Genomic DNA, 15586 nt, shown 5'->3' with positions numbered 1-15586 from the left:
CTTTCAGTGCCTTTTTTACATATTTTTCTATTATAGTTCTCTCACATGCTTATATAAGTGAAACTTAGCGAAACTTAAATTATGCCCAATACGGAACATATTTTTTATATCTTGGTGCTGTATCCGGGTCCATTACTTTAATATATTCACCTTCAATTCATATTTCTCACAAAAAGACAGTTATTTGGGCAAACTCTCTGAAACACACAGCGCCCCATACCCCACCCGCTCATTCGGATAGTCCGTCTCGCCCCGCAGCTTCTTCGCGCCTTTTCGCAGATATGCCTTTAGTTTCTCCCCGTACAGATACGGATCATTTCCCTTTTCAATTCCCCACTCCATCAAAAGTGCCGCTGCGCCGGAAACGAGCGGTGTCGCAAAGGAGGTCCCGCTTACGCGCTGCGTGCTCCCCTCCGATGTCGGAACCAAAAGATCGACCCCCGGCGCTGCCAGATCCGGCTTGGAGTCCGCAAACATCAGGCGGTTTTCCCTGTTTATTTTCTCGCCTCTTCCCGAAAAATCCGCATACGCTTCATAATATGAGTGGATTGCTCCGACCGAAATCACCTTTTGCGCCGTCGAAGGAATCGTCATCGTCAAAAGCGGATCGGGCCGTACAAACCGCGTATCTGCAGAACGGCTCTGCTGGGTCGGTAAATACAACTGATAGCTGCCGAGCACGATTTTTTCCGGAATCAGGTGAAAGGTCCAGATTCCGGACTCAATATAACGATCCCGTGGGAGCAGGTCAAAAAAAATCTCCTGCCAGACAGAGTACGGCGACGGCTGCCCGGCATAAACCAATACCTCCGTCCCGTTTGTCAGCACATCCTGCCGTCCGTTTTTATCTGGCTGTACGATGATTTCCTGTCCGGATGGTGTCTGCAAAATCACTGTGAACACATCGGCATAGTTTTTCCACAGCTGTATATTCAGCGTCCGCTCATATTCCCCGATGATCAGCTCAAGCGTTTCCCTTTCCCTCTGCAGATTGCCGGACAATCCGTCAGCACGGGAACTAACGTCCGCTACATTTTTTTCCAGTTGTCCGGACGCATGACCGCCTGCCGCACCCTCGTTTCCGCAGCCTACACAGATTGCCGTCCGCCCGCTTTCCGCTGCATTGTCCAGAAAACGACACAGCAGGGAGGAACCGTCATGCGGTCCGTAACAGTTTCCGTAGCTGATGTTGATGACGAGTGGCTGCCCGATTTTGGCAGCTTTGGAAAGCGACCAGGACACTGCGCTCATCAGCTGCGTCGTATGTGGATAGCCATTCTGTTTTTGGGAAAGCTTCACGACCAACAGCCCGGCGCCCGGCGCAGCGCCCCTCAGCCGGAGATTTGGATTGCCCCCGGCAGCAATCGCCGCCACCGCCGTTCCATGTCCGGAGCGGTCGATGCTCGGCACAAGCTCCAGCGCCCCGTCCCGGCTTTCTGCCTGCAGTGCCTCGTCAATCTGTTCCTGTGAAAACTCCCGTTCCAGTTCCTGATCCCACAAAGCCAGAATCCGGCTGCTGCCATCTTCCTTTCGAAAATCCGGCATCCGATAATCGATCCCGGAATCCAAAACAGCGATCAACACGCCTTTTCCATCCAGGGGTGCGCCCTCATCCCCCTGCGAAAGAAGAGGCAAAATACAGCTGACACGCTTCGCCTCATACAAACCGGTCTGCAGATTTTTCGGCATCTCCACATATTCGATCTCCCGGGCAGCCACGAGCGCTCCGATCTGATCCTCCGGAAGCTTTACAATTGCATAGCCCGCCAGAAGCTTTTGTATCTCCATTCCGGGTATCTGCAGTCCGTCGATGTCCCCACTGTATTTGACGATGACCTCCCGCAGGTTTTTGTCCCTGGTCACTCCCACATCCAGAACCTCCGAGCGTTCCCTCTGTCCTTTACTTGCCGACAGGCTCAACAGCAGCAGATCCTCCAGCTTTTCTGATTCCATGGCAGATCATTCCTTTTCTGCAGAGGCTTCTTTCTTATATTTATGCCGGTAGCATCCGATGGTGCCTGCTTTTTGCGGCATTTTTGTCGGACGGTCATCATGGTTAATGTTTTATTCTCATCTCAGCTGCCAATTTTTTCAACTACAACCTTGCTTCTCTTTTTATAAAAAGCGATACCATAAAGCGTCATATTGTGGCGGCCATCGTTTTTTAGATATTCAGAATATCTTCGGTTTTTGATTTGTTCTATTGCCTTTTCACAGGCTTTCTCCAATCCATTCGCTTCTTTTGAATATTTGAGTTCGAGGATAATACCTGCATCCGGGTCTTCCGGTTCAATAATAATATCAGCAACCCCCTCTCCTGCTTCCACATTTGACCTGACCACCCAGTCTGTATTTCCTGTTAACAGACCAACCAAAAGCGTATGATAGGAACTCTCCTTTTCTTTCTCTGGTGCTTTCGTGTCGAAAACACTAATCGAATTGCTGAGAGTCCGAATGGCAAGTTGATCCCCCGTGCCATTGAAGCATGGACTGCTGCCAGTTCAAGATTAAACGCTTGCGGTTTCGTATCCTGATGTTGTCGCAATTTCATAATATTTGCAGGCAGCCTCCGGATGGTTCTTTTCCATCACAAGATCTGGCAGAACTCAAACTGTTCCCCCGTTGGACTTGCTATCTTGAAATACCGGATACCGTTGTCCCAAAATCCTGCGATCCCTTCAATACCATCGGTAACGATCTTATATCCGTTCTCTACGCAATATGCATAGTCAGACTCAATGTCATCAGAAGCAAAACTATAGTGATCAATTCTTCCGGAAACCTCATCCGGGAGTCGAGAATCTGATGGGAATATTTCAAAAACAACATCATCATTTTTCAAAAAATAAACAGTATCGTTTCCATTTTGAAATTTGCCGGTCACTTCAAAGCCAAGCACATCTACATACCACTGCACATCTCTTTCAACATCATTGGTAGCAATACCAATATGTCCGATCCTTCTGTTTTTAATCATGAAAACACCTCTTTCTGTCATAGTATATTATCTATCGCCTGTTATTTCTGATAAATAATTCCACCTCATTCTTACCCGGAATAGACGGTATGTTTTTTCCGGGGCCAGGTCAACAAATTCCTGCTTCTCAGCTTCATTATAACCAGTTTACACACGTTTCTCAATCCAATTTTCCCCTGGGCACAAGACAAAACAGATTTTAACGATCTGGTTTGATGGACAGCATTGGTGCTGAAAAAAGATAGAACACCTGGAAAAAGATATGGAATTGCGGAGAAAAGTCTGCTAGAATACGTGTCGTGTAAAAAGCTTTCCGTACAGAAAGGATCATGAAGGATGTATCAGAATTATATTTTTGATTTATATGGAACCCTCGTAGATATACATACGAATGAAAAGAAAGCGTATCTCTGGAAAAAAATGAGCCTGTTCTTCGGGATGAAAGGCGCTGCCTATGAGCCGAAAGAACTCCGGACAGCGTATGAGACAAAAATCAAAGAACAGGAAGCTGCACTTAGAACGGAATGCTACGGCAGCCATGTGCCGGAAATCAACATTGCCGATGTGTTCCGGCAGTTGTTTGAGGATAAAGCTGTTTCGGTAACGGAAGAAGAAATTGCGGATCTGGCGAAAATGTTCCGTGCGATTTCAATAGAAGAACTGAGCCTGTTCCCGGGCGTGCCGGAAATGCTGCAGCGTTTAAAAGACGCAGGAAAGAAGGTTTTTCTGCTGTCCAATGCACAGGCGCTTTTCACCGCACCGGAAATTTCCCTGCTCGGCCTGACGAAATACTTTGACGGAATCCTGCTCTCGTCAGATGCCGGTGTGAAAAAACCGGATCCGGCATTTTATGAGATGCTGCTGAAGCAGTATCACCTCAACCCGTCAGAATGCCTGATGACAGGAAATGACGACATTGCTGACTGCCACGGTGCCGCCTCTGCCGGAATTGCAAGCCGTTACGTGGCAACGCGCCAGTCACCGAAAATGAACGGTTCGCTGCCGAAAAACTGCGAGAAAATCGCGGAAATCGCGGAGCTGTTCTGATGAAAGAGCACTCAGCGGCACTCCTGAAAAACAATAGAATGCACACTCTGCGAGTATTCTATTGTCATGAATAATACCAAAAATGGAAGTATCCGATGTGGAGAATACTTCCATTTTTGCTTATGGTTAGAAACTCTTAATCTGCTCTTCGTCAAGTCTTTTGAGAATTTCACATGCCAGCTTAACAGCGTTATCAAAATCGGCATACGCTGAAATTCCGTAATGTGTATGTGCATAGCGAACCGGAACTCCGATAACGATAACCGGCACCGCTTTTTCAGTCAGATGTATCGCTGCACCATTGGTTGCACCAGCACTGCGAACTGCATCCTGAACCGGGATCCCAAGTTTTTCTGCCAAATCCAGCGCATATCTTTGATAACGCGGATTGGTAATCATACGGGCATCTATGTGACGCAGCATCGGTCCACGTTTGATAGCAGTCTGAACCATATACGGTTCAACGCAGGTATCATCTGCCGGGCATCCCTCAAAAACAATTGCGATATCCGGCTTAATTACCTGTGCCGTCACGGTGGCACCACGTACACCAACTTCTTCCTGCGCTGCACAAGCACCAACAATATCAACATTCAGCTCCTGACCAGCCAGGTTATGCATCGTCTTAAGAATCGCTGCGCATCCCAAACGGCAGTCAAAACTCTTGCCTACCATCAGATCTGTGGTTTCTGAATATGTAAAGGTCACATCCGGCACTACCGGTTCCCCGATACGAATACCGAACTTTTCAATTGCCTCTTCTTTCGAAACAGCTCCAACATCCACCGTGATATCTTTCATATCCAAAGGAGCTTTACGCTCCTGTTCTGTCATGAAATGCGGAGGCTTGCTGGCAGTAATTCCCGGAATATATTCTCCGAATCGGTTGCGAACCCAGACTTTATGTGCCGGAATATTGTGGTTAACCCAACCTCCGATCTGAATAATGCGAAGTGTTCCGTTCGGGCAGATTGCCTGCACCATAAAACCAACCTCGTCACTATGTGCGTCAAGCTGAACAACCGGACGCTTGCCATTATTTTCTTTACGGCGAATATACAGGTTGCGCATACAATCTTCTGTAATTTCTCCAAGTCCTTCTGCATAAGGACGAATCGCCGCTACCACTTCATCTTCGAAACCAGATGTACCGTTTGCATTTGAAATTGCTGCAATCATTTCCAGCGTTGTTTTTTTATCCATTCTAATCTCCATTCCGCAGGCGCTTTGCGCCGAAGGAATCGCGTGCGATCAATAGCTACTTTGTGACGCCTGCGGCACAAATAGCTGTGTGAAAAATAAGCGATCACGCTTATTTTTCACACTACACCTTCCTTTTTTCTCAGTATGGCATATTACACGTAGAATATCAAATTATTTTCCCATTTCGGAAACTTTTATTCATGACAATAGAATGCTCGCAGAGCGTGCATTCTATTGTTCGTCTCGATATTTTCCGTTTTCAGAAACGCATCGGATGTGAAAATTTTGTACCGTGAACATCCGTATATCCACGATTTATGGCCAAGGGGGAACTACATAGACTTAGAAGCAATTCCTATGAAAAAATGTCACCTTACACAACACTTACAAAGTTTATACGCAACTATTCTTTTACTTCCTCGCAGATCTGTCTACTATAAAGGGTAAACAGAAAAGAGGAAAATTATGATTGAACAGAAAATAAGAAAAAATAAAGAAGTACTGGCCCTGATCCGCAAGGGAAATGATAATCTTGGAGCGATGGGGTATACGGATCATTCCAAGGCTCATGCAGCCATGGTGGCGGACCGTGCCGCCTATATCCTGAAAAAGTTGGATTATCCAGAGAAGGACATTGAACTTGTAAAGATTGCCGGTTGGATGCATGATATCGGAAATGCAATTAACCGGACACATCACGCAGAGTACGGGGCATTGCTTGCCAATGATATTTTAAAAGAAACCGATATGGATATGGAGGACCGGATTACGGTCGTTTCAGCGATCGGACACCACGATGAATCGACAGGCGGGGCGACTGATCCGGTTTCAGCGGCATTAATTATTGCAGATAAGACAGATGTACGCCGCAGCAGAGTCCGCGAGAAGAATGAAGCAACCTTTGACAAGCATGACCGGGTGAACTATGCTGTTATTGATGAGAAGCATGTAATTGCCCTGAATCTGCAGATTGACACCAAAATTTGTACCATGTATGAATATTTTGAAATCTTCCTTGGACGGATGATGATGTGCCGTGGGGCAGCAGATGTCCTTGGAATGACCTTTAAACTGACTGCGAACGGTTCCAAGGTATTATAAATGATCAGGCATAGACCGCTTAGGAATTAGTGCCTGTAGCTTCAATTGCTTCTTCTTTCGCAGTTTCCACTTTCAAAAAATAAAAAAAATTGTGTTTTTGAAAGCGACATCTTGCATATCCTATTATCTGCCAGTATACTAAGTACAACGAGGTGGTTTCGAAAAATAAAAAAATTTCAATTTTTGAAAGTGGGCAACTATATGAAAACAATCACGAGAGCAAAATATCTCGATAGAATCATTGAACTGAATGGCACTCCTGACATCAAGATCATCACAGGTATTCGTCGATCTGGTAAGTCCAAACTGATGCAGGCGTATATTGCGTATCTGAAAAGCAATTTTGAAAACATCAATATTATCTTCATTGATTTCATGGATTTGGCGTATGAAGAAATCAAGGAATACCATGCCTTACACGCCTATGTGGAAGAACATTATCAGGAAGGCAAAACGAACTACCTGTTTGTAGACGAGGTTCAGATGTGTCCCAAGTTTGAGCTGGCAATCAACAGCCTGTACTCTAAGGGAAAATACGACATCTATGTAACAGGCTCTAATGCTTTCCTGTTGAGTGCGGATCTGGCAACTCTGTTTACCGGACGCTATATTGAAATTCATGTGTTTCCTTTCAGCTTCCAGGAATATTGCCAATATTATGATGATATTAGTGACAAAGATAAGCTCTTTGATGAGTACGCTATCAAGGGCGGTTTAGCAGGTTCCTATGCTTATAGAACCGAAAAAGACAGAACAAACTATATAAAGGAAGTCTACGAAACCATTGTTACAAGGGACTTAGTACAGAAATATGCTCTGCCAGACACTTTGGTTTTGCAGCGTCTGAGCGAGTTCCTTATGGATAATATCAGCAATCTGACTTCTCCTAATAAGATCAGTCAGCTACTGACAGCAAATGAGACTCCAACCAATCATGTAACCGTCGGCAAGTACATTAAGTATTTGTGCAATGCTTTTGTATTTTATGATATTAAGAGATACGACATCCGAGGTAAGAAATACCTTGAAAGCTCTGAAAAGTTCTATTTGTGTGACAGCGGTATTCGATATGCAATACTGGGGAGCAGAAATATGGATTATGGCAGAGTATATGAAAACATCGTATGCATCGAGCTTCTTCGCCGTGGATATGATGTTTATGTCGGCAAGCTCTATCAAAAGGAAATCGACTTTGTTGCTCAGAGAGGTAGCGAGAAGTTTTATATTCAGGTCAGCGACAACATTTCCGGGCAGGAAACATTTGAGAGAGAATGCTCTCCTCTGCTTCAGATTCGAGATGCTTATCCGAAAATGATTATTGCCAGAACCAAACATCCCCTATATAGCTATGAAGGAATCGAAATTCACGATATAGCCGATTGGTTACTACAAGAATAACCGGATTTTTTCAACTTACGCTTTATCTCTTGAACAGATTAACTATGGTCGTTATACTTAATATACAAGTGTGACGATCGTACAATTTGAAAGGAGACCAGCTATGAAAAAAGTATTATATGAAGAGTTGCTTCCAGAAGAATTTGTCCAGAGAATGCAGGAGATGCCGGTTGCATATCTGCCTCTTGGTACATTAGAATGGCATGGTCCGCATATGCCTCTTGGAGCCGATGGAATCCAGTCAAAAGAACTGTTTGTCCGGGTAGCGGAAAAAGTTGGCGGTGTGGTACTTCCAATACTCTTTATGGGTCCTGACCGTGTATTTCATGACCATGAAAAGTCATTTTATGGAATGGATATCAATACCGAGGGCGCACTGCATACCTATTACGTCCAGCAGCTGAAAGGCAGTGCTTACTGGCTGGAAAAAGAACTGTTTCAGGACTATCTGCGCAGTATTTTTGCCCAGCTTTCCAGAGCAGGAGTGCGTATTGTCGTCGGACATGGACATGGACCGTCAATCCATGCATTTCAGGAACTAACAAAAGAAGCAGAAGAAAAATATGGTCTGCGTATTTTTACGGCCTGGACATATGCGGAAGATGAGAAGTTAAAATATCAGAATGACCATGCCGGAGCGAATGAGACTTCTATCGTTATGGCTGTGCGCCCGGATCTGGTTGACTTTGGACAGGTAAAAGAAGATGAAAGCAATCTGATTGGAATCGCAGGACGCCACCCTGTCAGAGATTCTTCTGCGGCATTCGGTAACGAAATCCTGGAGTATACAATGAAAACATTAATTTCAGGCATTGAAAAAGAGTATAAAGAAATAAAAGACAGACAGAACTGAAAAAATCTCCATTGGCTGACAAAACCAATGGAGATTTTTAATGAGTGCTTATCGTAACACTTCGCCGAAAGCCTGACCGGTTTGAGCAAAAAGCTTGGTTAGATCCTAATGTTCTCAGAAACAAGGTGGTCACTACTGTTTCCAACACTGATACGCAGTTTCATTCCGCTGCTGACGATTTCCATGTTTTTGCCATAATATGAGAATTCTTCCTGGTCAATAAAGAAATCTACATCCTTCTTCTCCCCCGGCTCCAGGAACACCTTCCTGAAACGGATAAGCTCTTTCTTTGGACGTACTACAGATGCATATAATGTTTCATAATAACACTGGACTACTTCTGCTCCCGCAACATTCCCTGTATTGCACACATTACAATGTACATGTACTTTTTTATCCTGTCCTATCTGCACATCAATGTCCGAAATATCAAACTCTGTATAGGACAATCCATAACCGAATGGATATAACGGCGTATTCGGGATATCCATATATCTGCTGGTGAAACGGTTTTCTGAATTATCTTCTGTAAGTATATGTCCGGTTTTTACATCCCAGTAGCTTATGGGCACCTGTCCCACACACCATGGAATACTCACAGATAATTTGCCGGAAGGGTTTATTCTGCCATACACAATATCTATGATTGCTTCAGCTCCCATAGTTCCTGGTCTCCATGCCATAATGACAGCCTTGGATTTTTCTGATATCCTCCGCAGGTCCAATGGTCTTCCTGCAATTACCACAGTCACGATATTACTTGTACGTTCTGCTATTTTTTCAAATAACACCTGCTGCTCTTCCGGCAAAGTCAGGAATGCCCTGCTGGCAGCCTCTCCTGACTGGGATTCATGTTCACCCAGTACACATACAACCGTATCTTCATGGGTTATCGTTTCCAGCCACTGCTCATCCCTTGGCTTGTCAGACAATTCCTGTTCCACCTGCCATACCTTACACTCTTCATCAGAAAGAATATTGCATCCTGTAATACATTCTGCTTCTATCTGCTTTTTTTGCAAAACATCTTCTATTGTTTCAACTGCCTCATGTTCTCCAAAAATTGACCAGCGGCTTAATAGTTCTCTTGACGCTGTATAAGGACCTGCCCAGATAACTTTCTTCTTCCTGCTTAATGGCAGCAGCTTTTCATTTTTCAAAAGGACACAGCTTTCGCCCGCCAGCTGATATGCCTTTTCCCGGTTATGCAAAGTCAGTTTTCCACTCTTTCCAAGACCGGCAAACGGATTTTCAAAAAGCCCCAGCTGATTTTTCATCATCAGGACCCTGAATGCACTTTCATCAACAAACGCTTCCGGAATTTTGCCGCTTTCTACCAGTTTTTCAAGACACAGCATATAAGCAGGACTCATCATATCAATGTCTACACCGGCTTCTGAAGCCTGGATTGCTGCTTCTTCCATATCAGCTGCCACTCCCTGTTCTTCCAGCTGGCCTATGGAGCCCCAATCTGAAATTACAGTTCCCTCAAATCCTTCCTTATCCCGCAGAAGCCCTTTAAGAAGTTCCTTATTTCCGCTTATCGGTTTACGGTCAATAGCATTAAAAGCTGTCATGACCATAGCAGGCTTTGCTTTTAATGCCATACGGAAAGGTTTTACATACTGTTCCAGAAATGTCCGCTTGGATATTTCAACATCATTATATTCCCTTCCTGCATTCACTGCCCCATAACCCGCAAAATGCTTCAGGCATGCCGCTATTCCGGCATCATCTTTCTGCTGATAGCCATCTACCATTGCTTTTCCCATGATCCCATTTACATATGGATCTTCTCCAAAGGATTCCATCATCCTTCCCCATCTGGGATCTCTTGAAACATCAATCATAGGAGAAAATGTTGCTCTGAGCCCTTCTGAAGATGCCTCTGAGGCAGCTATAGAAGCCGCCTCAGACACCAGTTCCGGATGAAATGAACACGCCTGCCCCAACGGAATCGGAAAAATCGTCCGACATCCATGGATAACATCTGCCATAAAAAGAAGCGGAATATGATGGGGATGCTGTTCCATATATCTGCTCTGAATATCATAAATTTTATCTTTACCGATCACTCCAAGCACTGAACCGGCATATTGAATGATCCATTCCGGTGGTAACTGTTCGCCAACAACACCGGTGAGTACTGCCTCTTTATCGAAGTATACACCGGTGAGCTGCACCATCTGTCCTATTTTTTCCTGTAATGACATTTCTGACAGCAATTGCTGTAATTCATGTATTTCCATAAATATAGCCCGTCTTTCTGCGAAAGACACCAATGCGTCATGAAACACAGGTTCTGTCCTTCGCTATCTAATTTTTTGCCCTTCTGATATTATTTACCTATAAGACTGACACACTACAGAACACGTGGGGGTAAGTGGCGGGGCTGTATAGCGGCGACCTCGTATAAATATTTGTTGTCGGTCATCCGTTAAGGCATCAATGAGTGGCGCATAACAGTAGCCCGTAAACTTATCTCTTCCGAAGTCGACTCGATCTCGCCGGATGACCAGTCACTGTCAGTTTTATAACTATAAATACCAGGAGGTAGTTTCTTGTCATTTAAAATTTTTAAGTTCAACTGTTGTGGACTTGATGTCCACAAAACATGGATCTATGCCTGTATCGGCATCACTGATTCCAACAATCGCACGGAGTATAAGCAAGCTCGCTTTTCTTCCTTTACCAAAGGATTGAATGAGCTGTGTGACTGGCTTGCAAAGTACAACTGTAAAGATGTTTGCATGGAATCAACTGGTAAGTACTGGATCCCTGTTTTCAATATCTTAGAGCAACACAGTTTCTGGGTTACTCTATCCCATCCCAAATACACAAAGCCGATGAAAGGAAATAAGACCGACCGTAAAGATGCCAAATGGATTTGTGATCTTTACATGTGTGGTATGGTCAAACCTTCCTTTATTCCACCTGCTGACATCCGGGAGCTTCGCGATCTTGTAAGATACCGTTTCAAGCTCACTTGTATGATTACTGGTGAGAAGAACCGTGCTCAAAATTGTCTTACCGTGTCTAATCTTAAGCTTGATGATGTATTTTCTGATGTATTTGGTAAATCATCTCGTTCTATTACAGAACATATTTTACAACACCCAGGAGAAAAATTTGATATAGCACCTTTTGTTGATAGCAGATGCAAAACTCCTATCACAGAAATACAGGCTGCTGTTGATGGTGCCATCTCGAAAGAACAGGTTGTAAAACTTAGACAGTGTCTTGACCACATTGATGAACTCAATAAGCACATTTCAGAAGTAGAACAGGAAATCCTTCGTCTCAGTGATAAATATGAGGCTGCTTTAAACTTAATAAGGACTGTTCCCGGATTCAATAAGAATCCGCTGACTGCTATCCAAGTGCTTTCAGAGATTGGTGGTGATATGTCTGTCTTCCCCACAGCAAAACACCTCGTCTCCTGGGCCGGATGCTGTCCCCGTAATGATCAAAGCAATCAAAAAATCAAATCCACTAGGATTTCCCGTGCTGGTTCTTATTTTAAACCAGTTCTGGTACAAGTTGCAAATGCTTTAATCAAATCGAAGAAGCATTCTGAATTTACCAGCCGCTACAAGCGTATCAAAGCACGCCGTGGTCACAAGAAAGCCATCATTGCCATCTGCCGTATGATCCTGACCGCTATCTGGCACATACTTTCAGATTTAAAGCCATATACTCCAGAAGGTTTTCTTGAATCTCGTCCTGTGAAGGAAGGAAAAGTTCTTTCCACTTCACAGGCACTTAATCTTTTGAAACAGCGAGGCTACATCATAAAGGGTGAACCTTTAGCAGTTTCCTGATTAGGTGTTGCGTTAATATTTAATTTTTCAAGCCACCCCAAGGATGGTTCATTTGTTATGATCTATTTTTCTCGGATAACCTCTACTTCTTTGTTTCAAACTTATACCCCTTCTTTCTGCGAAAGACACCAATGCGTCATGAAACACAGGTTCTGTCCTTCGCGATCTAATTTTTGCCCCTCTGATATTACTCTATCACAATTTCCAAATCCTCATAAATGCCAGCTTTCAGACTATCTCCGAACCTGTAAAACATCGATATCCAATCTTCTGCCGCGCGATAAATCACAGCGGATTCCTGTATTGGGTCAACGATCCAATATTCTCTCACGCCGCTTAAAAGATATAACGCCTGCTTCCTGCCGTAGTCTATTGACTTGCTGGACGGTGACACGATCTCGATAACCCAATCCGGCGCGCCATGACATCCCTTTTCGTCAATCTTCTCTGGGTCGCAGATCACCGATATATCAGGTTCCACAAGATTTTCGTTCCCGTTTGCGTCCTCTAAAAATACTGCAAACGGCGCAGGCAGCACTTCGCATCTTCCCTGTTTCTTTCTTATATAAAGGTTGATCTCAGTTGTCAGGAAATTAACAAGTCTCTGATGTCGTGTACTCGGCGGAGCCATCCTGTAAAGCTGACCACTTATCAGTTCTGCACGCTGTCCATCCGGCAGTGCATAGATATCTTCCAAAGTATATTCTGTCTTTTTGGGTGATGGCATTGTTCCACCTCCTGCGTCCTGTTTTCTTTCTAATTTCTTTCTGAGGTCTGACCCCAATGTAGATATCGTCACCTCGCTTTCTGCTAATCATACTATAATTTTACTTCTCAGTTTTATTATAACCAGTTTACACACGTTTCTCAATCCATATTTCCCACGAAAGTCCCCGCTGTCTGATCTTCGCTCATATCCTCAGGTACCAATGTGCCACATTGCTTTTTCCCGGGGTCAGACACCAACAATTGCTTCGCGCAGATCATGAACGAAGCCCTTTTACAAGATCAGTTTTTCTATAATGCTACCGTCCTTCCCAACTGAGATTCACTTCCTCAGTTACGGCACATATTACCGTAGAGTTTTGTACATAGCAACTGGATTTTTATTCAAACATTCCCGATTTTGCAATCTTTTTGACCGCCTCAATTGCCACATCATAGCTTACATCTTCTTCCAAGATACGGGCAGTGATATTTTCGTAATCCTCTTTATAAACTTCGTTTTCTATCAGAAACTTCAACATCTCAGGCACGTTCACATCCGGCTGTGCAGATGGGCAGATATTTGTCATTGCTCTCACGCCTCGCACTTCTTTTATAAGTGCTTTAAACTCATCCGTCTGTGGAACAATCTGAAGCAATTTATAAATATCATAAATGTGGCGTGAATGCTTTTTCACCCGCCCCTGCATATAGTAATCACAAATGGCAAAAACCTTGTCTGCTAAAGTACGTTCAAGCCCCTGCACCTTCATTTCAAAAGGTTCCAGGCAAAAATTTTCAAGTTCTTCCGGCGCTTCTTCTGCCATCATGTCTCCAATATAGCTATGGACTGGCAGAACAACAGTCGGAAAAGACACTTCTGCAAATGAAGTTTCCATCAACACAGCAGTCTGGACAGCATCATCCGGCTCTGAAAGTACAGATTGATACTCCAGAATATAACGGTTGTAACTTCTCCTGCTGCGGGTGTCATCAATATTCGGGATGGACAGTCCTAACTGCCCCGCAATCGCCTTAATGGATTCCTTCAGCTTTTTCATCTGCCCCTGTGTCAGCTTGGAGTCTATCGTAATGTCGATGTCCTCAGAAAAACGCTTGATTGCCTTATGACATTTGGAAAGTGACGTGCCGCCTTTGAACACAATAAATTCCTGACGCTCCGACAGTTCCCGCAGAATCATCGTCACATAATAATCTTTCTCTGCAATAATCGGCAGGATGTGAAAGTACTCACTTGCCAGATTGACTGCGTTTGTAAATTCTTCTCGATTCTCATGCAGATACGCCATTTAACAATCCTACCTCATACATATTTTTATAAATCCGCTCAGGATAGTACGGTAAAAACGGTCTCATGCTTTCAAATCCGATGCTTTTCTTTTTCATATAGCCGATCAGAAGGTTTGTCAGTTCTTCTCCGTCTACTTCTGAGATATCTACAATCTCCTTTAGTAAGTCCAGAAACTGAAGCGTTGCCGCATTTTTCTCATCTATCGCACAATATGGTTTCCTTAAGATTACACGCAGACTTGCCAATTGTGTTTCTCTGTACTCCGTCGTGGCCTTATTCGTGTAAATCTCATATACTCCGGGAACCTGAGTGGTCAAACCGAGCTGGTTTGCAAATAAAATTCCCCCAACATAACCACAGCAGTTTCCCCCGTCTGACAGATACTTTTTTCTGATAACTTCATCAACTGACAAAGTGGAGCCTGAACGAAACATTGACTTCTTTGGAATATAATATATCCCTGCATCAAAACGCTTCAGTTTCCCGGATTCTGTTAGCTTCTTCATCTGCTGCCGAACAGACACGGCTTTCATACCGGGAATATTCAATTCCGACAAAAAGATTGGTTCATTCGGCTGGTAGTTGTTTTCTATATAGCTATACACATCATTCATCAATGCCATTCTCTCTGCCTCCTTTGATACTTTTTAGAAGTATATGCTTTCTTTATTGTTATAATACGTCAAAGATATCAAAATTGCAAGTCTTCTGGCACCTCAATCAGCTCAAACCTATATGTTTTTTTATTGTTTTTTCCCGGGGTCAGGCACCCACATTTCCACTCTCAGAATCCGAGAATCGACTTAAAATTCCAGGCTATTCGCATTCAACAAGAAATACTTCATTCCCATGATGACAAAACCTTCCTCATTTCTCCAAGGCTTCTTACTGCCATTTACAATGACAATCTTCTTAAAAGAGTCTGGGATATTACGCAGAGAATTAAACTCCTGAGTCTGCTTTTCTTCCGAAGTCATGTCATAAGCAACCTGAATGTAATACCTCTGGTTGCCTTGATTCACCACAAAGTCAACCTCCAGCTGCTTACGAACACGCTTGCCCTCTTTATCCTTATCGAAGATATCCACGACACCCACATCAACATTGTAGCCACGGATCAGCAGCTCGTTATAAACAATGTTCTCCATGATATGAGTAGGCTCCTGCTG

At 43.9% G+C, this 15586-nt stretch carries 13 protein-coding genes and 1 pseudogene; 5 read left to right on the top strand and 9 right to left on the bottom strand.

The window, feature by feature from the left end; all coding sequences use genetic code 11:
- Nucleotides 1-180 precede the first annotated feature (180 nt).
- From ACLTOQ_RS01790 to ACLTOQ_RS01780, 3 genes are all read right to left on the bottom strand, one after another.
- Complete coding sequence (locus ACLTOQ_RS01790; RefSeq protein ID WP_412318561.1) at nt 181-1953, bottom strand: S8 family peptidase; 1773 nt, start codon at nt 1951-1953, stop codon at nt 181-183.
- A gap of 122 nt (nt 1954-2075) precedes the next feature.
- Nucleotides 2076-2435 carry a PD-(D/E)XK nuclease domain-containing protein gene (locus ACLTOQ_RS01785; RefSeq protein ID WP_412318749.1) on the bottom strand — a complete coding sequence of 120 codons (360 nt, stop codon included), beginning with the start codon at nt 2433-2435 and terminating at the stop codon, nt 2076-2078.
- A gap of 152 nt (nt 2436-2587) precedes the next feature.
- Nucleotides 2588-2977 carry a VOC family protein gene (locus ACLTOQ_RS01780; protein WP_262585439.1) on the bottom strand — a complete coding sequence of 130 codons (390 nt, stop codon included), beginning with the start codon at nt 2975-2977 and terminating at the stop codon, nt 2588-2590.
- A 336-nt stretch (nt 2978-3313) separates the two neighbouring features.
- Here ACLTOQ_RS01780 and ACLTOQ_RS01775 point away from each other — a divergent pair, with 336 nt between their 5' ends.
- On the top strand, nt 3314-4024 hold the full coding sequence (locus ACLTOQ_RS01775) for an HAD family hydrolase (RefSeq protein WP_412318559.1): 711 nt from the start codon (nt 3314-3316) through the stop codon (nt 4022-4024).
- 126 nt (nt 4025-4150) lie between these two features.
- Here ACLTOQ_RS01775 and ACLTOQ_RS01770 read toward each other — a convergent pair whose 3' ends face one another.
- Complete coding sequence (locus ACLTOQ_RS01770; RefSeq protein WP_412318557.1) at nt 4151-5227, bottom strand: M42 family metallopeptidase; 1077 nt, start codon at nt 5225-5227, stop codon at nt 4151-4153.
- A 465-nt stretch (nt 5228-5692) separates the two neighbouring features.
- Here ACLTOQ_RS01770 and ACLTOQ_RS01765 point away from each other — a divergent pair, with 465 nt between their 5' ends.
- The 3 genes from ACLTOQ_RS01765 (at nt 5693) to ACLTOQ_RS01755 (ending at nt 8579) form a co-directional block, all read left to right on the top strand.
- Nucleotides 5693-6328 carry an HD domain-containing protein gene (locus ACLTOQ_RS01765; RefSeq protein WP_412318555.1) on the top strand — a complete coding sequence of 212 codons (636 nt, stop codon included), beginning with the start codon at nt 5693-5695 and terminating at the stop codon, nt 6326-6328.
- Nucleotides 6329-6529: 201 nt separating this feature from the next.
- Complete coding sequence (locus ACLTOQ_RS01760; protein WP_412318554.1) at nt 6530-7726, top strand: ATP-binding protein; 1197 nt, start codon at nt 6530-6532, stop codon at nt 7724-7726.
- Between the two features lie 103 nt (nt 7727-7829).
- Complete coding sequence (locus ACLTOQ_RS01755; RefSeq protein WP_262585433.1) at nt 7830-8579, top strand: creatininase family protein; 750 nt, start codon at nt 7830-7832, stop codon at nt 8577-8579.
- A gap of 98 nt (nt 8580-8677) precedes the next feature.
- On the opposite strand, the gene ACLTOQ_RS01750 is transcribed toward ACLTOQ_RS01755, so the two are convergent.
- Nucleotides 8678-10792, bottom strand: a complete 2115-nt coding sequence (locus tag ACLTOQ_RS01750) for a glycoside hydrolase family 3 N-terminal domain-containing protein (protein WP_412318552.1) — start codon at nt 10790-10792, stop codon at nt 8678-8680.
- A 348-nt stretch (nt 10793-11140) separates the two neighbouring features.
- On the opposite strand from ACLTOQ_RS01750, the gene ACLTOQ_RS01745 reads away from it, so the two are divergent.
- The gene (locus ACLTOQ_RS01745; protein WP_147622923.1) at nt 11141-12400 is read left to right on the top strand and encodes an IS110 family transposase; all 1260 of its coding nucleotides are present in this window, start codon (nt 11141-11143) and stop codon (nt 12398-12400) included.
- Nucleotides 12401-12587: 187 nt separating this feature from the next.
- Here the strand turns inward: ACLTOQ_RS01745 and ACLTOQ_RS01740 are convergent, their stop codons facing one another.
- The 4 genes and pseudogenes from ACLTOQ_RS01740 to ACLTOQ_RS01725 form a co-directional block, all read right to left on the bottom strand.
- Nucleotides 12588-13127 (bottom strand): Uma2 family endonuclease, encoded by a 540-nt coding sequence (locus ACLTOQ_RS01740; protein ID WP_412318551.1) that lies wholly within the window; start codon nt 13125-13127, stop codon nt 12588-12590.
- 379 nt (nt 13128-13506) lie between these two features.
- Entirely contained in the window at nt 13507-14415 is a 909-nt protein-coding gene (locus ACLTOQ_RS01735) for a nucleotidyl transferase AbiEii/AbiGii toxin family protein (protein ID WP_412318549.1), read from the bottom strand.
- Nucleotides 14399-15040, bottom strand: coding sequence for a hypothetical protein (locus ACLTOQ_RS01730; RefSeq protein WP_412318547.1), 642 nt, complete (start codon nt 15038-15040; stop codon nt 14399-14401). The genes ACLTOQ_RS01735 and ACLTOQ_RS01730 overlap by 17 nt, the downstream gene beginning before the upstream one ends.
- 180 nt (nt 15041-15220) lie before the next feature.
- Nucleotides 15221-15586, bottom strand: a pseudogene (locus tag ACLTOQ_RS01725) (ATP-binding protein); the annotation flags it as partial.

Source organism: Gallintestinimicrobium sp. (assembly GCF_046968865.1).
GTDB lineage: Bacteria > Bacillota > Clostridia > Lachnospirales > Lachnospiraceae > Gallintestinimicrobium > Gallintestinimicrobium propionicum.
The sequence above is the reverse complement of the archived record's forward strand: the minus strand, read 5'-3'. Positions and strand labels throughout refer to the sequence as shown.

What these genes read in the sequence shown, in the direction of transcription:
- ACLTOQ_RS01790 (WP_412318561.1), bottom strand. Translation starts at nt 1,953, where the DNA reads ATGGAATCAGAAAAGCTGGAGGATCTGCTGCTGTTGAGCCTGTCGGCA.
- ACLTOQ_RS01780 (WP_262585439.1), bottom strand. Translation starts at nt 2,977, where the DNA reads ATGATTAAAAACAGAAGGATCGGACATATTGGTATTGCTACCAATGAT.
- ACLTOQ_RS01775 (WP_412318559.1), top strand. Translation starts at nt 3,314, where the DNA reads ATGTATCAGAATTATATTTTTGATTTATATGGAACCCTCGTAGATATA.
- ACLTOQ_RS01770 (WP_412318557.1), bottom strand. Translation starts at nt 5,227, where the DNA reads ATGGATAAAAAAACAACGCTGGAAATGATTGCAGCAATTTCAAATGCA.
- ACLTOQ_RS01765 (WP_412318555.1), top strand. Translation starts at nt 5,693, where the DNA reads ATGATTGAACAGAAAATAAGAAAAAATAAAGAAGTACTGGCCCTGATC.
- ACLTOQ_RS01760 (WP_412318554.1), top strand. Translation starts at nt 6,530, where the DNA reads ATGAAAACAATCACGAGAGCAAAATATCTCGATAGAATCATTGAACTG.
- ACLTOQ_RS01755 (WP_262585433.1), top strand. Translation starts at nt 7,830, where the DNA reads ATGAAAAAAGTATTATATGAAGAGTTGCTTCCAGAAGAATTTGTCCAG.
- ACLTOQ_RS01750 (WP_412318552.1), bottom strand. Translation starts at nt 10,792, where the DNA reads ATGTCATTACAGGAAAAAATAGGACAGATGGTGCAGCTCACCGGTGTA.
- ACLTOQ_RS01740 (WP_412318551.1), bottom strand. Translation starts at nt 13,127, where the DNA reads ATGCCATCACCCAAAAAGACAGAATATACTTTGGAAGATATCTATGCA.
- ACLTOQ_RS01735 (WP_412318549.1), bottom strand. Translation starts at nt 14,415, where the DNA reads ATGGCGTATCTGCATGAGAATCGAGAAGAATTTACAAACGCAGTCAAT.
- ACLTOQ_RS01730 (WP_412318547.1), bottom strand. Translation starts at nt 15,040, where the DNA reads ATGGCATTGATGAATGATGTGTATAGCTATATAGAAAACAACTACCAG.